Below are 16,489 nucleotides of genomic sequence, written 5' to 3'. Positions count from 1 at the left end.
CCTGGTTTAATTGTTTGACGTTCCAGTATAGGCGAAAGAAAGGTGATGTCAATTGAAGCGTAAATGATTGACTTTAAAATATCTATACGTAAAGTGTTCTTATATCTAAGGAGGTTTTAGTGAACGAACAAGCCGGTATTCTACCGCTTCCACGCCGCACCATTCAAGTTTCGGGGACGGCAAAAGTTACGCTATCACCGGACGTGTGCTATATGACTTTTACGGTTGAATCAGAACACAAGAATGCGGCAAAAGCTTATAAAGAAAACAACAAGCTTGCAAATCAGATAATCTCCAGGGTTAAAACGCTCGGCATTGAATCCAGGGATATCAAAAGCTTTTATTTTTCCATAATGCCTTACTACAAGATTATCTCCAACACCACGAGACAGGTAATAGACGGCTACAGAATCTTCCACTATCTAATGATTACCGCCAGAGATCTTGCTCTGGTATCCGACATACTCGATCTTGCGGTCGAAGCCGGAGCAACAGGCGTTCACAGCATCAACTTTACGGTTGAAGAACCTAAAAAGCATACAGCAGATGCCAGAATTCGGGCATTGGAGGCGGCTAAACAGAAAGCCGAAAAAGCCGCAGATATTCTCGGGTTCCGTCTAGGAACACCCGTTTCAGTTTCAGAAAACGAACCGGGGTTTTATCCCAATTACCCTTACTACGCACAATCCACTCAGCCAGGGGCAATGCGGGAGTATGCTGCCGCTCAGCCTCAAGCGCGCCAGGCGAGTGTGGAGCCGGGAGAAACGAGTTTTTCAGTTACCATGCACGTAGTTTACGAAATCGAACCTCTGTAGAGGAATAAATCCTTTTGCAGATTGTAATAAGTTAATATTCAAAATCCTTTGGAGGAAAGATGAAAAGACTTTATGCAATCATCAGCGTTCTTTTATTGACAACAGGTCTCATGTACGCTGAGGAGTCCCAGAAGCCCGAACGACGCACCCTTGCAGTAACAGGTACTGCAGATATAACGGTTTCTCCTGATATATGCTATATAAGCTTTGCGGTCGAAACGAACAACCGCAAAGCAGGAGACGCTTACATGGAAAATGTGGAGCTCATGAACCGCATCAACGCGGCTATAAAAGCCCAGGGCGTTGAAGCAAAAGACATGCAGACAACCAACTTTTCTATCTCGCCCCAATACCAGTACACGGAGAAGCGAAGGATATTTCAGGGATACAGGGTGTACAATACACTTTTTATTGCGGTACGTAATCTTTCAAAAGTACCTGATGTTCTTGATGCTGCCATTGAAGCAGGAGCCCTTGATGTGGGTGGAATAACGTTCACGGTCGAGGATTCCAAGAGGTACACCGAGGATGTTCGTAAACAGGCCCTAAGAGATGCGCGGAAGAAAGCGGAGGAATCTGCACAGATACTCGGCTTCAAGCTCGGCATACCCATCACCGTCAGCGAATCTGAACCCTATGGGTACGACCAATACTATAACAAATCCTTAAGCGGAATGGTGGCAAGAGAGGAAGCCGATATGGCTCCTGCACCTTCAATAGAAGCAGGACAGTTAAAGCTTTCAAGAACCGTATACGTAACATATGAGATTCTGCCTTTGTAACTATCTTCCTTGACGTCGGCGGGAACGGCGTACGAAGTTCTCCGTATCCCGCCAGTCCTTTTTTTGATTTCTATCCAACCCCTGCTGCGTGCATATCGGATAAACAACCAGTACCCGATAGGGACAAAAATAATGAGGACGATAAATAATACATCTCCCAGTCTGATTACTCCCATGCCCCCATTATCCTTCGATTGCTGGCTAATACCATTGAATCGTGACTACATGCACGAAGAACAATGAGATTGTGTCGTGGTTATGATTGATTCGAGGCCTAACCCTGTCGGTTCCATATTATCTTCACCTTACTGTTGACTTTGACGTCTAAACAAGTAGACTTAACGCTTAAATAGAATTTCCTTAAGGAGGATTAATAATGTCGAGAGTTTGCGAAGTATGCGGCAAAGGAGCGCTTAGGGGACACCAGATATCTCACTCCCATAAGATCTCAAGCCGCAGGTATGAAGTAAATCTGCAGAGCGTTAAGGTTCGTAAAGGCAACAAGATAGAAACGATTCTTGTGTGCGCTAAGTGCCTCAAAGCAGGCAAGGTAGCGCGCGTCTAGGGGTTCTCGTGGGAGAGGGATTTGCCATTAATAAAAGACCCTAAGGAGGTCATGATGAAAAAATTACTGGCTGTAGGCTTAGGCTTAGGTTTTTGCCTGACATCCCTCTATGCCGCCGAAGAAAAAACGCCTCGGACAATATCGGTAACGGGAACTTCAGAGATAAGTGTAGCACCGGATATTTGTTATATGAGCTTTTCGGTTGAAACAAGCGACAAGAGCGCCATTAAGGCATACAACGAGAACAACGATATCATGAACAAAGTCAACTCCGCAATCAAAGCTCTTGGAATTGAAGCGAAAGATTTAAACACCAGCTATTTCTCAATAGCTCCCCAGTACTACTGGGAAGAAAAAACCGGCAAGAACGTTTTCGACGGATACAAGGTATACAATTCACTCAACGTAAAAGTACGGGATTTATCGAAGGTAGGGAAAATTCTTGATGCGGCCGTTAACGCAGGCGCTACAACAGTCGGAGGCGTTTCTTTCACCGTGGAGAACCCCAAGAAATACAACGTCGAGCTCAGAGAACAGGCCATCAAGGCTGCCTTCACCAAGGCAACCCAGATGGCGAATCTTACTGGACTCAAGCTTGGCAAGCCGATGTCTGTTTCCGAGAACGAACCAGGCGATTACTACCAGTATTATGCCCAGGCGAACGTTATGACTTCGATGTATCGTGACGGCGGCGAATCCGCACCTTCGATAGAAGCCGGAGAATTCAAAGTCACTCATACCGTGTATATCACGTACGAAGTAGAGTAATGCCCCGAGCTCTTATCACTGGAATTACCGGATTTGCCGGGAGCCACCTTGCCGAACATCTTCTAACAACAAAGGTAGAGGTTTTCGGTATACATCGCTGGCGTTCCAGGATAGAAAACATAGAAGGAATCCGGAAGAGCATCAATCTAATTGAAGGCGACATTCGCGACTATGTGTCTGTAGAGAGCGTTCTCGAGCAGGTTAAACCCGATTGGATATTCCATCTTGCCGCACAAAGCTACGTACCGATGTCCTGGAAGGCTCCTGAAGAGACTCTTTCGACCAACATCATGGGCGAACTCAACATATTCGAGGCATGCCGAAAATCCGGGCTGGCGCCTATCATTCATATAGCAGGATCCTCAGAGGAGTATGGTCTTGTATACCCTGACGAACTTCCCATAAAGGAGAGCAACCCTCTGCGTCCCCTCTCGCCCTACGGAGTATCCAAGGTCGCGCAGGACATGCTCGGCTACCAGTATTTCAAGAGCTACGGATTGAAAATCGTAAGAACCCGCGCATTTAATCATACAGGACCCCGGCGAGGCGATGTTTTCGTTACTTCCAACTTCGCAAAACAGATAGCGTTGATCGAAAAGGGACTTCAGGATCCCGTCATCAAAACCGGAAACATCGAAGCCGTAAGGGATTTCACCGATGTAAGGGATGTAGCAAAAGCATACGCTCTATCTTTAGAAAATGGGGAATCTGGAGAGGTATATAACATCTGTTCAGGCAAGGGATACAAGATACGAGAAATGCTCGACATCCTTCTGTCTCTTTCCGACGCTAAGATACGAGTTGAGCAGGAACCTTCCCGCATGAGGCCTTCGGATGTTGAACTTCTTATAGGCGACTCTTCGAAGTTCAGGGAGAAAACCGGCTGGCGGCCGCAGATTCCTTTCGAGAAGACCATGGCCGATCTCCTTGCATACTGGCGGGAAAAGGTGTAAAGGATAGCTCTGGCTTGAATGCTAGAGGTCTTAAAACACTGATAACGGGCGCCTCGGGGTTTGCAGGCAGAAAGCTTGCAGAAAACGAGGCAAAAAGAGGGTTCGAAGTGGTTGGTCTGCACGACCCCAAAGAATCTCCTGAGCTGGATTTCGAATCATACGGCATCGATATCAAAGATGGAGATGAAGTGAGAGCTTTTGTTAAGAAGGTAAACCCTGCCAGGGTATATCATCTTGCAGCCCTGTCATCGGTACGAATGTGTCAGGAGAACCCATCCACCTGCTTTGATGTCAATATCAAGGGCGCCTTCAATCTTTTGGATTCTCTAGCAAGCACCGGTAGCCAAATACGCGTTGTCTTCAGCTCGTCCTGCGAGGTTTACGGATTAGTGGAATCCAAGGAACAGCCCGTAAAGGAAACCTGCCTTCCTGCACCAATTAATATATACGGCCTCAGCAAACTCCTTGCCGAAATGGCATTCCTCTTTTATTCAAAGAAAGGTCCGGAGAACAAAAAAGATTCATACGACGCAAAAATGACAGGCAAGGCTCATAATTCAAAAGAAAACCTTGAGGTAATGATTGCAAGAAGCTTCAATCATACTGGCCCAGGTCAGGAGGACAGGTTCGTTTTTCCTTACGTCGCAAGAACCCTTGCAAGAATCGAAAAGGGATTGGAGGAACCCTTGCTTAAGATGGGAAACCTGAAAACAAGAAGGGATATTCTCGACGTAAGGGATGTGGTTAAAGCGTATAGCGCTATCATGGACAAGGGACAACCGGGAACGATATACAACGTGACGTCTTCTAGATGCATATCGATTGAGGAAGGCGTAAGAATGCTTGTTGAAATTTCGAAATTAAACGTTAAAATACAAGAGGAAGAATCGCGTATGCGTTCGTATGACATACCCGAACTTCATGGAGACGCAACGCTTGCAAACATCGATCTCGGATGGCGTTCCGAGTTGACGCTTGAGGAGACCATGAAAGACCTTCTCCACTACTGGAGAACAAAGGAAGGCGTTATATGAAATTACATGCTTTCGGGATACGCGGGAGCCTGCCCTCCCCCGCATCGAAGGATTTTGTCACGTCCGATTTCGGTGGAAATACAACCTGCTACTATCTTGAGGCAGGTTCATTCAGAATAATATTCGACATGGGCTCCGGTGCAAGAGCATTGGGAAATTATCTCATGAAGAAAGGAGATGTCGGGAAACCCTTCATCTTTCTTTTGACTCACTACCATTCAGATCACACTCAGGGCATAGGGTTTTGCACACCGCTCTATATTAAGACCAATACCTTTCACATACACGGATTTACTCCTGACGAACGCAGGGGCTCTGACCCCATAAGAAACATAGTCCTGCAGTGTCTGGAGGAACAGCAATCGAGTCCCTACTTCCCAGTCCCTCACATATCGCTTCCCGCTCATAAATTCTACTACGCTCACGACAAGATGTTTTCGGAGATTTTTTATTACACGCATAAGGACAACTCATACAATTACTTCGAGGATGGTGCTTTCGACGAAAAGGGGAAGGATCCAAAGGACACGCTTAAGATAACGACGATACCGTTACATCACCCGAATGGGTGCCTTGGCTACCGCATCGATTATATGGACAAATCGGTAGCTTTCTGTACCGATAACGAACCCCTGGCTTTTCCCAACAACAAAATCAGCACTATCTGCAAGGACTCAGACATCCTTGTTCTCGACGGTCAGTATTCAGCCGAACAGCTTAAAGGCCCTACGCAGACTTACGGACATGGAACTCCTGAACTCTGTATAGATCAAGCGATTGAGTGCAATGCAAAGAAGCTTGTTGTAACTCATATGGACCCTGGCCACGATGACGAGAAAGTAAAAGGAATGGAAACAAGCGCAAAGGAGTATCTGAGAAATAAAAAAACGAAACTGCCTTCGGATTTGGAATTCGCAAGGGAAGGTCATTCCTGGGAGATTTAGCGTTTGTGGGAGGAATTTCTGTATGAAGATACTTGCCATTAACTGGCAGGACTGGAAAGCTCCGCAAAAAGGAGGCGCCGAGTTTTATCTGAAGGAGATTCTTACAAGGCTTGTCGGGTTCGGTCACGATGTTACGCTCTTGTGTTCCGGATACAAGGGTGCAGCCCATCATGAAATTCTTGACGGAATAAGAATAGTCAGAACAGGAAGCCGCAATACATTCAACTTTCATTTGTACGGCTCGCCGATTCGCGCTTATCTTAGGGCTAACGATTTCGATGTAGTCATAGACGACTTGAACAAGATACCTTTCTATACGCCTCTCTGGAGAGGCTCGATCCCGGTTGCAGGAATGCTAATGCATGTCTTCCGAAGAGAGATATTCAAGGAAGCGGGTTTTTTACCAGGCTCCTACGTGTATCTCACGGAATCGCTTATTCCAAGAGTGTACAAAAAAGGGCTTTTCAGCTGCCTTGGCGCATCAGGAAGAGAAGAACTTGCAGGTATGGGGATGGATAGAGAAAAAATAGAAGTGCTTCAAGTAGGAGTCAATCCTGTCTTCAAACCAGGCGGAAAAAAAGAAAAAAACCTGATTGCAACTGTGACTCGACTGATGCAGTATAAGTGCATTGACCATCTCGTATACGCCGTTTCAATGCTCGCGGAGAAGGGACTGGATATACGCTGCGAAATAGCCGGCGCCGGGCCTGACCGAAAAAGGCTCGAAAAGCTGACAACGAGTCTGGGGCTTTCCGAGAGAGTAAGCTTTCTAGGGTGGGTACCTCTGAATGAAGTGGCTGAGCTCTACAGAAGAGCGAGCGTCGCAGTACAACCCTCGGCAAAGGAGGGCTGGGGTTTCCTTGCTACAGATGCAGGGGCATGCGCAACACCCGTTGTCGCGGCAAGGGTTCCTGGGCTTACCGATTCGGTAATAGACGGAAAAACAGGTTTTCTATACGAACACGGCAATATAAAAGAGATGGCTGGATATATTGAGAAGCTTTTGCTTGATGCCTCATTAAGAGAAAAGATGGGAGCCGAAAATCTTGAATGGTCAAAAAGCTTGACATGGGACAAGGTAGCAAGAAGGGTTGAGAAACTGCTTTTTGCTTCAATCGCGAAGGAACGCTCTTGAACCCCAAGCTCCGTCAACATCTTTTTTTCTGGGCAAGAATAGCGATTGCCCTTGTCTTTATCGCCATAATAGTATTGACTGTAGACCTTAAGAAAACCTGGGAGGAACTTAAGGGAACCAATCCGATATACATATCTCTTTCGGTGTTGTTATACGCCGTGTTCATAGGTTTCCTTGCCTTGCGCTGGCTCATATTATCGAAAGCTCGAAACCATCCTTATGGGTTTTTCTATCTATACAGAAGTCTTGCAATACACTTCCTTTTCAACAACGTCCTTCCCACGACCATAGGAGGCGACGTCTACAGGATTATGGACACAGGCGGGCATGAAGGTAAAGGGGTCTCCTTTTCGATAGTCTGGACAGACAGGATGATGGGTTTTATTGGCGTTTTCTCCTTCGCATTTCTTGCAAGCATTTTTTATTTCTTCGCAAGCAAAAGCTACGTACTCCTAATAGTATTCGGGGCCGCCTTTGTGTTTGCCGTAGGAGTCACGACCGCTTTCCTTTCAAAAAAAATAAACGACTGGTTATCGACCTGGCTTCCGAAGGTTAAGGTTTTCAAGTACCCTGTTGGCCAAAAAATAACCTCCGCGTTCAAATCAATAACAGAATTTCAAGATCACAAGACGTCGTTATTTTTATCCGTCCTCGTCTCCCTTGTCATTCAAGTATGCCTCGCGGGAATATGGTATCTTCTCTTCCTTTCGCTCGGCGGCAAAACCAGTTTCTTGCACATCATGGTTACGATTCCGGTCGTTAACACTCTCGCCATGTTTTCGGTAGGCGGGTGGGGTCTGCGGGAACAAACCTTCGTTCAGATGCTTGCAACGTTTGCAGTAGCCAAATCAACCGCCCTTGCCACGTCTGTCCTTTTTGACGTCGTGAACGTCTTCTTCGGCATCACGGGCGGCATCTTCCTTTTGCTCAGAAGAAAACAAACATCCCTGGGAAAAACCTCGACGCCGCAAAACTAAATCCATTCGATTATCCTGTTTCACAATTAATAATCAGCTGAAACATATTGACACTTAACGGCTCAGGCCTATACTCCACGACGGGCGATACCTATTCGTGCCGACTACGGGCCAGAAAGGAGCACTACAATGCATAAGAGCTACAAATTACTCGACGGACGCATCGTTGAGGACAAAAACGAAGAAGATCGCATCTTGATTTACGTGAATCCTGATGAGACGGAAAAAAGATACTTAATTGATGAATTGAAGCTGGACGAACATACGCTTAACTCGGTTGCAGACCCGGACGAGCTTCCGCGTCTTGAGTTCGAGCCGGACCATGTGGCTTTAATATTCAAACGACCGAAGAGTTATCAGGCCAAGGACTTATTCTTTTTCAAGGTAACATCAACCGGTATCTATTTATTTAAGAACCGCCTGGTTGTTGTGTGCTACGACGAAGCGCCTTCATTTGAAGGCAAGCATTTCATGAAGATAAATTCGCTTGCGGAGGTAGTGTTAAAGATAATTTACAGAACCATTTATCATTTCAACGAACACCTGAAGATAATCAATATGCTTTCAGAGGAGCTTGAAGGCAAGATAAACGCATCGATGGGCAACAAATACCTTATAAACCTTTTTACGCTTGAAAAGAGTCTTGTCTACTACTTAAACGCCATAAACGCCAACGGTGTGGTTATAGAAAAGCTCCGTCTCAACTCCGCAAAAATTGGTTTCTCTGCCTTTGAACTCGAGCTTATCGAAGATATCTTAATTGACAGTAATCAATGCTCTAAACAGGCCGAGATATACTCAAACATTCTTGCAGGGCTTATGGATGCGCGGGTATCAATAGTAAGCAATAATCTGAATATAATCATGAAAACGTTGACCATAATAACTCTCGGAATAATGCTTCCGACCTTCGTGGTCAGCGCTTTCTCTATGAACGTGCCCCTGCCATTGAAGGCGGGTCCTTACACATACTGGATAATCCTGGGTATGGCTCTTATTTCAGCAGCCGGAGTATTTCTTTTATGGAAGCTCAAAAAGTGGTAGTAAAAATATACTAGAGATGCCAACTCCTAATAAAAATGTTTTTTACGTCAAAGATAGTGAAGTCGTTTTTTGGGTGGAAAAACTACTCGGGCAAGTACGCCTCAGGCGGCTTTGTAGCGCGCCGAACAAAACCATCGTCTTTGCGCCAGTCCTTCGCCACCTTGATGTGAAGCTCGAGATAGCAAGGCCTTGTGGATAGAGCCTCTATCTTCTGCCTCGCCCTGGTTCCAAGCCTTTTTATTGCCGCTCCACCTTTACCCAAAATGATGGGTCTCTGCGATTCACGCTCGACATAAAGAATCGCGCGAATATAATCCTTGCGGCCCTCCTGCTCCCTGTACTCGTCAATTTCTACGAACACCGAATAGGGAATCTCCTCTCCGTAAAGCTCAAAAAGCGACTCCCTCAGCGCCTCAGCCGCAAAAAATCTCATGGGATAAGTGGTCGGCGCCTCGGCCGGGAAGTAAGGTTCTCCTTCAGGAGCAAGCACCATAAGCGTATTAAGGAGAGGGGTTAAACCGTCGCTCGAAAGAGCCGATACGGGATGAATCTCGAGGAGACCCAGCTCTTTGTAGCGTTCGATAAGAGGAAGAAGCTCAAGCTTATCTTTAACAAGATCGACTTTATTGATTGCCAGAACGACGATTTTTTTGAGCGAACGCACAAATATGGCGAATTCGTCGGAAGGCTCATACCCTGCCTCTACCATGACAAGCGCAATGTCGGCATCAGCCAGAGCCAAGTCTATCTGGCCTCTCATGAATTCGTAAATGGCTCCTGAACGCTGAACAAGCCCTGGGGTATCAAGGAAAACAAGCTGGCCTTCGTTCGTCGTCATGATGCCGAGAATGTTTTGAGCCGTAGTCTGCGGTCGCGGCGATACGGCGGAAAGCTTCATTCCGAGGTATGAGTTGAGAAGCGTAGATTTTCCGACGTTAGGCGGTCCCACAATCGCAACAAATGCTCTTTTACTCAATTATAACCTCCTTAAGACAGGCATCTGCAGTAAATAGAATATAACAAGCCAGAAGAGGCTTCTTCCATATCTCTTGTGCGGCCCTTGCATAGCACCTTATCTGTTCTGTGAGTTTATCTGAATCCTCGAAATTCGACGGAAACGATTTGTAGTCGATTATAACAAGACCTTCAGGTTTTATCAACACCCTGTCTATCCGTCCGGATATCATATTGTTTCCTTCCCTGAGCAGAAATGGGACTTCACTAGCAGAGTTTTCTCCAGGCGTGATAAACCGCTCAAGAAAACCGGACGCCCTGAGAAGTTCCACGTGTTCCATCACACGGCACTGGTAGGCTGGAATACTTGAAGGAGCAAAACCCATTGAAAGCATTATTGACCGCAAACCACGCATGATGTCGTCTTGTGTCGGCTCAATCGTACCCCTTGATATTCTGTCAAGTATAACGTGGATAATCTCTCCGAATCTCAATAGCCCCCCTGACTCGTGGTAGTTTTCCTCATACTCGTCACTGACGCGAGTGTACGTTTTTTCGCCACTTTGCCACAAACGTTCAAGAATAGCTTTGCGTTCAGTTACTTCAGAAGCCTCAGGTTTCTCAGGAATGTGCTCCGGCGGAGGCTTTTTAATGTTCACCATCACGCCTTTCGGCGCTTCGACGAGTTGAAGTCCTTTTTCAGTCTCGCGAAGCCCGAGACCTTCAACCATGTAGGAAAGCCATCCTGTGGCCTTGGATGTCCAGACACCTGAAAGGAAAAGCGCATCTCTTGCTCTTGTTGAAGCGACATAAAAGAGTCTTTTCTGCTCCTCGGCTAGTTTTGCTTCCCAGAGAAGCTTTTCGGGATGCTCTTTATTCAAAGGATCCGTAAACATGAAAACCACCCGCTCACCCTCCTCTCTTCGAGTAAGAAAGTCCTTTCTCTTGGAAAAAGGTTCCTCAAGACCTGCAAGAAATACAACCTTTGAGTCAAGCCCCTTTGCGCCGTGAATGGTCATTATCCTTACGGCATCCCTGCCTTCGGTATTCACGGCAGCCTTAGGTTCATCCTGCCTTGTGCTCATTCTTTCAAGTCTTTCCGAGATGCGTATTAACGACAGCCCCTCCTCATCAAAACCTTCAAGTATTCTCAAAAACTTACGAACGTTCTCTGCCTGTTGGTCGGAATTGAGACAAGACCAAAACCCCCTCTCCTTCAGTATCTCTTCAACCAGCATGGACGAGGGTTCCGAATCGACCTTCTTTGAATATCTTAGGAGGCTCGCGAAGGCTTCCTTTTCTATCGGGGCTGTGCTTATGGAAAGCTTTTCCCAGAGATTCATGCCTTCATGGAATGCCAAATTCATTATCCTTGATTCATCGAGCCTGAAAAGTTCCGAACGGAGCACACCGTACAGGCGAAGAGAATCACAGGGGTTGGATAAAAAAGCAACGAGCTGCCTCAGCAGTATAACCTCAAGTGAAGAGTAAAAACCTGTGCCTCCAACCACGACGAAGGGAATGCCGTAAGCTTGAAGCGCCTCCTCGTATCTTTCAAGATGCGTCCGGCTTCTTAGAAGTATTGTGATGTCTTCGTACCGGCATACCCTTTCTCTCTCTTCCCCTTCCTCTTTATCGTAGACCTTAAGCTTACCTTTGATCTCGTTGATCCTTAAGGCAATGTTGCGCGCTTCAGCTTCTTTTTGCTCTTTTGTCAGTGCTTCAGGTTCCATATTAGTAAGTAGAAGCTCCACATGCCCTTTATCATCGGCTGTTCGTCTCGAAGAAAAATCCTCGTATTTAGTGCGCCAGTCTTCACCTTTTCCGTCCATTATCCTTGCAAAAAGAGCGTTCACGAAATCGACTATCAACGGCAGGCTCCGATAGTTCTCGCGGATGACAACCATCGAAAACGATTCCTGCATCCATTCCTTCATCTGTCTCTTGGCTCGCTCGAAGACCTCAACGTTGGCGCCCCTGAAAAGGTATATGGATTGTTTGACGTCACCTACAAGGAACAAGGTCGGTGTTTTGCCTATCTCCCTTTTTGCTCCCAATCCTGAGCGCCACTCCTCGACAAGCTTTGATGCTATTGCCCATTGAAGCCCGTTGGTATCCTGAAACTCATCCAGAAGGATGTGGTCGGTTTGTTCATCAAAACTCATCAGAATGTTTGACCAGTTGTGGGAGTGATAGAGAACCCAGTAGAGTTTGTATTCAAGATCACCAAAATCAAGCGCCTTCTCCTTTCTCTTCCGCTCTTCATATTTTAAAGACAAGTGGCGAAAGAGCGTTATTATCCCTTTAGTTAAGGAAAAGGAGCGCCAAACGAGATAGACCGCGTAATACCTACCGAAAGATTCGGCCTTATCGGCTACATGAGAATTGTTTCTTGATATCCTTTTTCGCAAGAAACCTTGTTTCGTAAGGAAGTTTGCGGCTATGCCGGGCATTATTCTTCTCAAACCTTGCATATGACCTATCTCGTCTTCCGGAGCAGGAATTGATTCAAAGCCTGAGGCCTGCCAGAACCCTTCACCCCACTCTTGTTTAAGTTGCGCCCATGCAGAATCGTACGCTTGAGGAATTGGGGATTTAACATCCTCAAATGCCAGATAACTCTGCGGAATCTGCTGGAAAAGGGAGCGTATTCGTGAACAAAGCCGCGTCCAGCCCTCCATTAAAGTCAAATGTCTGACCAGTAAAGAGGTCTCTTTTTCACCTGCACCTAACTCGATAAGCCCCTCACGTAAAACCTCATCTCTCACCAGTTCCGCTTCAGGTGCGTCAAGAATCTTAAGGCTTGGTGAAAGATTCAAATCGAAGGCAAAACGGTCAAGAACTGAAAGCGCAAAAGAATGAACAGTCGATATCCTGAAGCGTGAGAACTTGGTTTTCAAGGCTTCATGCAAATCGGGAGCGCTCTCTCTGAGCAGTTTAAGGATGCGCTCCTTCATCTCTGCTGCCGCTTTTTCAGTAAATGTAATGGCGAGTATACGCTCAGGCAGCACTCCTTCCCCAAGAAGCGCCACATAGCGCTCTGCAAGCTTTTGGGTCTTTCCTGAACCTGCGGGTGATGATACAACAAGACTTTTTTTAACGTCCAGGTGGGAAGGGTGGATTGAGCTTGAATATCCCTGTTTCTTCATGAACACATCTCACTGTACTCGCAGAAATAGCAAGCTTCCGGCTTTTTTTCCGGTACGCTGAATAGGCCCCGTCTTATGTCCGAGATGCATTCCGAGGCCACTTGCATAGCTTTGCGGATGAATGCTTCGGGGTCCGCTATCTCCTCGACTCTTGATTCATTAAAATCGTATAGAGCGAATGAAGAAACGTTTGCTTTCGCACTGAGTCTTATCATCTGGCAGTAGAGCGGTAACTGAAGGGATTCTCCTCTTTCCAGCTTTCCTTTGAAACCCTTCTCCTTGCCGGTCTTGTAGTCTATTACCCTTGCGCTACTATCCCTCCAGTCTACCCTGTCCACCCTCCCCTTGAGTGTATATCCCTTGTCCTCGAAATAGAGAGTCAAATCCTTCTCGAGCCACTCTGGATCAAGCATCCATCCTTTATCAATGCGAACCTCCTCCTCGGATATGAACCAGTCCATGCGCGAACGGACCCAATCTTCTATCCATAATTTGACAAACGGGTTGATGTTGAGATTATCGAGTTCAGCAGTCAAGAGTTCCAGAAACTTCTCCTCCATTGCAGACGAGGCTGGCAATAAACGCATTAGTTTCTCAAGCACCCTGTGTACAACGGTTCCCAGGAATCTGGCCTCAGGTTCTTCGCTGGGTTCTTGAGAAGCCTGGAAACCCAGAACGGATGAAAGATAATACCTATAAGGGCACGCACGATAGGTTTCAAGAAGCGTAACCCTGAATGGATAGTTTTTGCCGAATCTCTCCTCAAGCATATTCAACGAATCCGCATCCTCAAAAATAACACCCTGCTTTTTTTCATATTTTCCCCGTGGGTTGAAGAGCAGCTCCTCTTGTATGGAGTAGAGATTCGGGTCCTCAAGATGAGGCGTTTCATCCCGTTCAACGAGCAAAAATGATGTAAGCAAGGGTCTGTCGGCTTCGAGAGCGGGCGCTGACAGGAAGAAGGCTTCGGAAGCCATATTTTCAAGCCTTTTGAGCTCGAACTCCGCGTTAGTGAAAGCGTGTTCGGAGGAGGGAATCGAAAGCGGCTTCTTAAGTCTTTCCGGAAGCAGAATATCGCGCTTGGGATAAGGCGGAAACTCGCCTTCCACAAGGCCTCCAACGAACAGATAGCGGGTTTCTAGCCAGCGGCTTTCGACAAGCGGCATAACCCTGATTGCGTCCGTCTTTTCTTCTTCATCACCCGAATCCAGTTCACGGCGCATCAGTGTATCGAGGGATTCACGAATGAATCGTGGCGACAACTCCCTTTCCTGGGCAAGCTCCGCGATTCGTGAAAGCTTCAGGAAAACGTCTTTAAGACCGCGTTTGATTTCATGGGGAGCGTTCCAGCCAAGCCATTCGAGTGTTTCCAGAATCCTTGCAGAAAAAGCATCCGCGGTCATGGCTCTTTTGAAAACCTCTAACCTTTTAATGAAACCGGAGATGAATCTCTTGATATCGCTTATGATTTGAGCGCCCTGGGGATGTTTTTTGAGTTTGTGCGGAGGTTCTTTCAGAAACCATTGAATCCATGAACTCTCGCCCGCAATAACTCCTTCATCTTTTGAAAGTTCATCCAGCCATATTTTGACGCTCGAAGGAATTTTCGTAAAGCAAGGCGAAAGCAGGAGCGCTACGATATCCCGTCTCCTGAACTTGTTCTCCACTGTAAGGAGAATATCGAGCACAACCCTGGCCGAAGGAAATGAATCGAGTTTCGGCTTCATGGAGATTCTCGGATTGAGATTGTATCTTCGAAAGACCCTTTCCACGAGCGAGCGGTAGGCGCCAAGGTTCGGGAAAACAACATTTATTTCTTCCGGTCTTACCCCCTTGAGCGAAAGCGAACATATTTTTCTTGCAATGGCAACGACCTCGTCTTCACGCGACCGGTAACGGTTCCAGTTTGATTTGGGTGGAGCTGAATCAGAGTATCCTTCCCTCGCTAGCAACCCTTGAGCAGTATAAAAAACTTCCGCTTCTGCTGCAATCGCATCATCTGGGATGATGACGAGTATCTCGGGTATGTTCTTCACGAGTTCTCTTAAGAACTTTTTCTCGGACTCCCATGGTTCGAAATAGCCCTCCGTGATCAGCAGTTTATGACGGTCCTTTTTTATTAAGGATTCAGCCTCTGAAAGAACCCTTTCGTGATCGAGCAGCGCTTCGTCTTTCAAATGCTTTTCGTAGATTTCGAGAAGCCCTACCGCTTCTTGAAGTCTTTTCTCGGTATCAAGGTCGAATATCTCTTGAGTAGCGAGGGAAGATATCTTTTCCCATCCCTCGGGATGATGGCGGCATAGTTCGGAATAAAGTGTAGATAAAAGCCCCAGATGCTCCTCTTTGAACCATTTGCTCTTCGAACCGCGCAGGAGTTTTAGAAGGATAAACCTGCGGTCCAACTCGTCGACAAGACCTTTCCTGGATTCCATGTTTACGAGACTCTCCGCATAGGTCTGAAGCGTAAAGCATTCCGGCGTTCTAAATGCGCTTCCGTTATAAAGGGAGAGTATCTCGAACATTGCAGAGCGCGCCCTGCGTTTGTTAGGCGTCAGGTAGAGTATATCTTCGGGACTGAAGCGCTTGGGTATCTCAAGTTCGGCAAGAAGCTTTCGCGCGAACGAGGGCGAGCGGAGCGGGCGCTTGACAAGCAATTTAAGAGGTTTACCGGTTTCGCGGTTAGATGAGGACATGGTTCAGTTTATGGGAAAGATAAGGGAAGTCAATTCAGAGAAAACTTGCTGATAATATTATTTGATTAGTATAATTTTCTTCGTGGCAGGGTGAGAGGACTCAACCCTCACAAAGTAGACACCTGCACTCACCCCTTGACCCCAGGTGATTGTACCTGATTCTCCCTGGGATCGCATCTCGTCAACCTTGCGGCCAGAAGCGTCAAACACAAAAGCGTGGAACCCCTGGGGCCGGTTTGAATATTTCAAGGTTACGGTTGAGCCGACAGGCGAAACCACCCGCCAGTCTGTCAGGGCAGGCTTTGTTATAGGTTCCTCAACCCCTACATATCCAAGCGAGTCGGTCTTGATGAGAGTCAAGCCCCCACAGATTATATAACCACCGTCCGTGGTTTGCTGTACGCTATGCCCCCATCCAGCGCCTAATATACGTGCCCAGGTGGTATCGCCATTTACATCCGTCTTTAAAAGCCAGGCATTAACCCTTGCTTCCCCGAAAGAACGCGTCTCCGCGCTTATAATATAGCCCCCGTCGGTAGTTTGCTGAACACAGGTGCTTGCGTCATCGTCCGCCCCGCCCCAACTGTGTCCCCACAACGAATCACCTACAGGGTTGGTTTTGATTAAAGTTATATCTGTGTACCCATAGCTATCCCACTTGATGCCTGTAACCGCA

14 protein-coding genes are annotated in these 16,489 nt (G+C 46.8%); 10 read left to right on the top strand and 4 right to left on the bottom strand.

The annotated features are described in order from the left end of the window. The first annotated feature begins 119 nt into the window (after nt 1–119). The 10 genes from GX441_00635 to GX441_00590 all read left to right on the top strand — a co-directional run bounded on the left by GX441_00635 (nt 120) and on the right by GX441_00590 (nt 9,017). Nucleotides 120–815, top strand: a complete 696-nt coding sequence (locus GX441_00635) for an SIMPL domain-containing protein (GenBank protein ID NLI97150.1) — start codon at nt 120–122, stop codon at nt 813–815. 59 nt (nt 816–874) lie between these two features. Next, on the top strand, nt 875–1,597 hold the full coding sequence (locus GX441_00630) for an SIMPL domain-containing protein (GenBank protein NLI97149.1): 723 nt from the start codon (nt 875–877) through the stop codon (nt 1,595–1,597). Between the two features lie 376 nt (nt 1,598–1,973). Continuing rightward, entirely contained in the window at nt 1,974–2,162 is a 189-nt protein-coding gene (locus GX441_00625) for a 50S ribosomal protein L28 (protein ID NLI97148.1), read from the top strand. A 51-nt stretch (nt 2,163–2,213) separates the two neighbouring features. Further along, nucleotides 2,214–2,930 (top strand): SIMPL domain-containing protein, encoded by a 717-nt coding sequence (locus tag GX441_00620; protein NLI97147.1) that lies wholly within the window; start codon nt 2,214–2,216, stop codon nt 2,928–2,930. Further along, nucleotides 2,930–3,883, top strand: a complete 954-nt coding sequence (locus tag GX441_00615) for a GDP-mannose 4,6-dehydratase (protein ID NLI97146.1) — start codon at nt 2,930–2,932, stop codon at nt 3,881–3,883. The genes GX441_00620 and GX441_00615 overlap by 1 nt, the downstream gene beginning before the upstream one ends. A gap of 14 nt (nt 3,884–3,897) precedes the next feature. Then, a complete protein-coding gene (locus GX441_00610) occupies nt 3,898–4,917 on the top strand; it encodes an NAD-dependent epimerase/dehydratase family protein (protein NLI97145.1) in 1,020 nt (339 codons plus the stop codon). After that, complete coding sequence (locus GX441_00605; GenBank protein ID NLI97144.1) at nt 4,914–5,861, top strand: MBL fold metallo-hydrolase; 948 nt, start codon at nt 4,914–4,916, stop codon at nt 5,859–5,861. The genes GX441_00610 and GX441_00605 overlap by 4 nt, the downstream gene beginning before the upstream one ends. Nucleotides 5,862–5,883: 22 nt before the next feature. Next, the gene (locus tag GX441_00600) at nt 5,884–6,996 is read left to right on the top strand and encodes a glycosyltransferase family 4 protein (protein ID NLI97143.1); all 1,113 of its coding nucleotides are present in this window, start codon (nt 5,884–5,886) and stop codon (nt 6,994–6,996) included. After that, on the top strand, nt 6,993–7,973 hold the full coding sequence (locus GX441_00595) for a flippase-like domain-containing protein (GenBank protein ID NLI97142.1): 981 nt from the start codon (nt 6,993–6,995) through the stop codon (nt 7,971–7,973). Before GX441_00600 ends, GX441_00595 begins: the two co-directional genes overlap by 4 nt. Before the next feature lie 129 nt (nt 7,974–8,102). After that, nucleotides 8,103–9,017 (top strand): magnesium transporter CorA family protein, encoded by a 915-nt coding sequence (locus GX441_00590; protein NLI97141.1) that lies wholly within the window; start codon nt 8,103–8,105, stop codon nt 9,015–9,017. Between the two features lie 82 nt (nt 9,018–9,099). Here GX441_00590 and GX441_00585 read toward each other — a convergent pair whose 3' ends face one another. The 4 genes from GX441_00585 to GX441_00570 form a co-directional block, all read right to left on the bottom strand. Then, nucleotides 9,100–9,993, bottom strand: a complete 894-nt coding sequence (locus GX441_00585; protein ID NLI97140.1) for a GTPase Era — start codon at nt 9,991–9,993, stop codon at nt 9,100–9,102. Continuing rightward, nucleotides 9,986–13,120, bottom strand: a complete 3,135-nt coding sequence (locus tag GX441_00580; GenBank protein NLI97139.1) for a UvrD-helicase domain-containing protein — start codon at nt 13,118–13,120, stop codon at nt 9,986–9,988. The genes GX441_00585 and GX441_00580 overlap by 8 nt, the downstream gene beginning before the upstream one ends. Then, the gene (locus GX441_00575) at nt 13,117–15,813 is read right to left on the bottom strand and encodes a Dna2/Cas4 domain-containing protein (protein ID NLI97138.1); all 2,697 of its coding nucleotides are present in this window, start codon (nt 15,811–15,813) and stop codon (nt 13,117–13,119) included. The genes GX441_00580 and GX441_00575 overlap by 4 nt, the downstream gene beginning before the upstream one ends. 57 nt (nt 15,814–15,870) lie before the next feature. Then, nucleotides 15,871–16,489, bottom strand: a 619-nt coding sequence (locus GX441_00570) for a T9SS type A sorting domain-containing protein (protein ID NLI97137.1), incomplete at its 5' end; no start/stop codon positions are given.

Source organism: bacterium, assembly GCA_012517375.1.
In the GTDB taxonomy this organism is placed as follows: Bacteria; Hydrothermota; Tepidihabitantia; order B3-TA06; family B3-TA06; genus JAAYVC01.
Note: the sequence above shows the minus strand (reverse complement) of the source record. Positions and strands in the feature narration are given on the sequence as shown.

Bases quoted from the DNA above. Each gene is read 5' to 3' on its own strand.
- GX441_00630 (NLI97149.1), top strand. From the start codon at position 875: ATGAAAAGACTTTATGCAATCATCAGCGTTCTTTTATTGACAACAGGT.
- GX441_00625 (NLI97148.1), top strand. From the start codon at position 1,974: ATGTCGAGAGTTTGCGAAGTATGCGGCAAAGGAGCGCTTAGGGGACAC.
- GX441_00620 (NLI97147.1), top strand. From the start codon at position 2,214: ATGATGAAAAAATTACTGGCTGTAGGCTTAGGCTTAGGTTTTTGCCTG.
- GX441_00615 (NLI97146.1), top strand. From the start codon at position 2,930: ATGCCCCGAGCTCTTATCACTGGAATTACCGGATTTGCCGGGAGCCAC.
- GX441_00605 (NLI97144.1), top strand. From the start codon at position 4,914: ATGAAATTACATGCTTTCGGGATACGCGGGAGCCTGCCCTCCCCCGCA.
- GX441_00600 (NLI97143.1), top strand. From the start codon at position 5,884: ATGAAGATACTTGCCATTAACTGGCAGGACTGGAAAGCTCCGCAAAAA.
- GX441_00590 (NLI97141.1), top strand. From the start codon at position 8,103: ATGCATAAGAGCTACAAATTACTCGACGGACGCATCGTTGAGGACAAA.
- GX441_00580 (NLI97139.1), bottom strand. From the start codon at position 13,120: ATGAAGAAACAGGGATATTCAAGCTCAATCCACCCTTCCCACCTGGAC.
- GX441_00575 (NLI97138.1), bottom strand. From the start codon at position 15,813: ATGTCCTCATCTAACCGCGAAACCGGTAAACCTCTTAAATTGCTTGTC.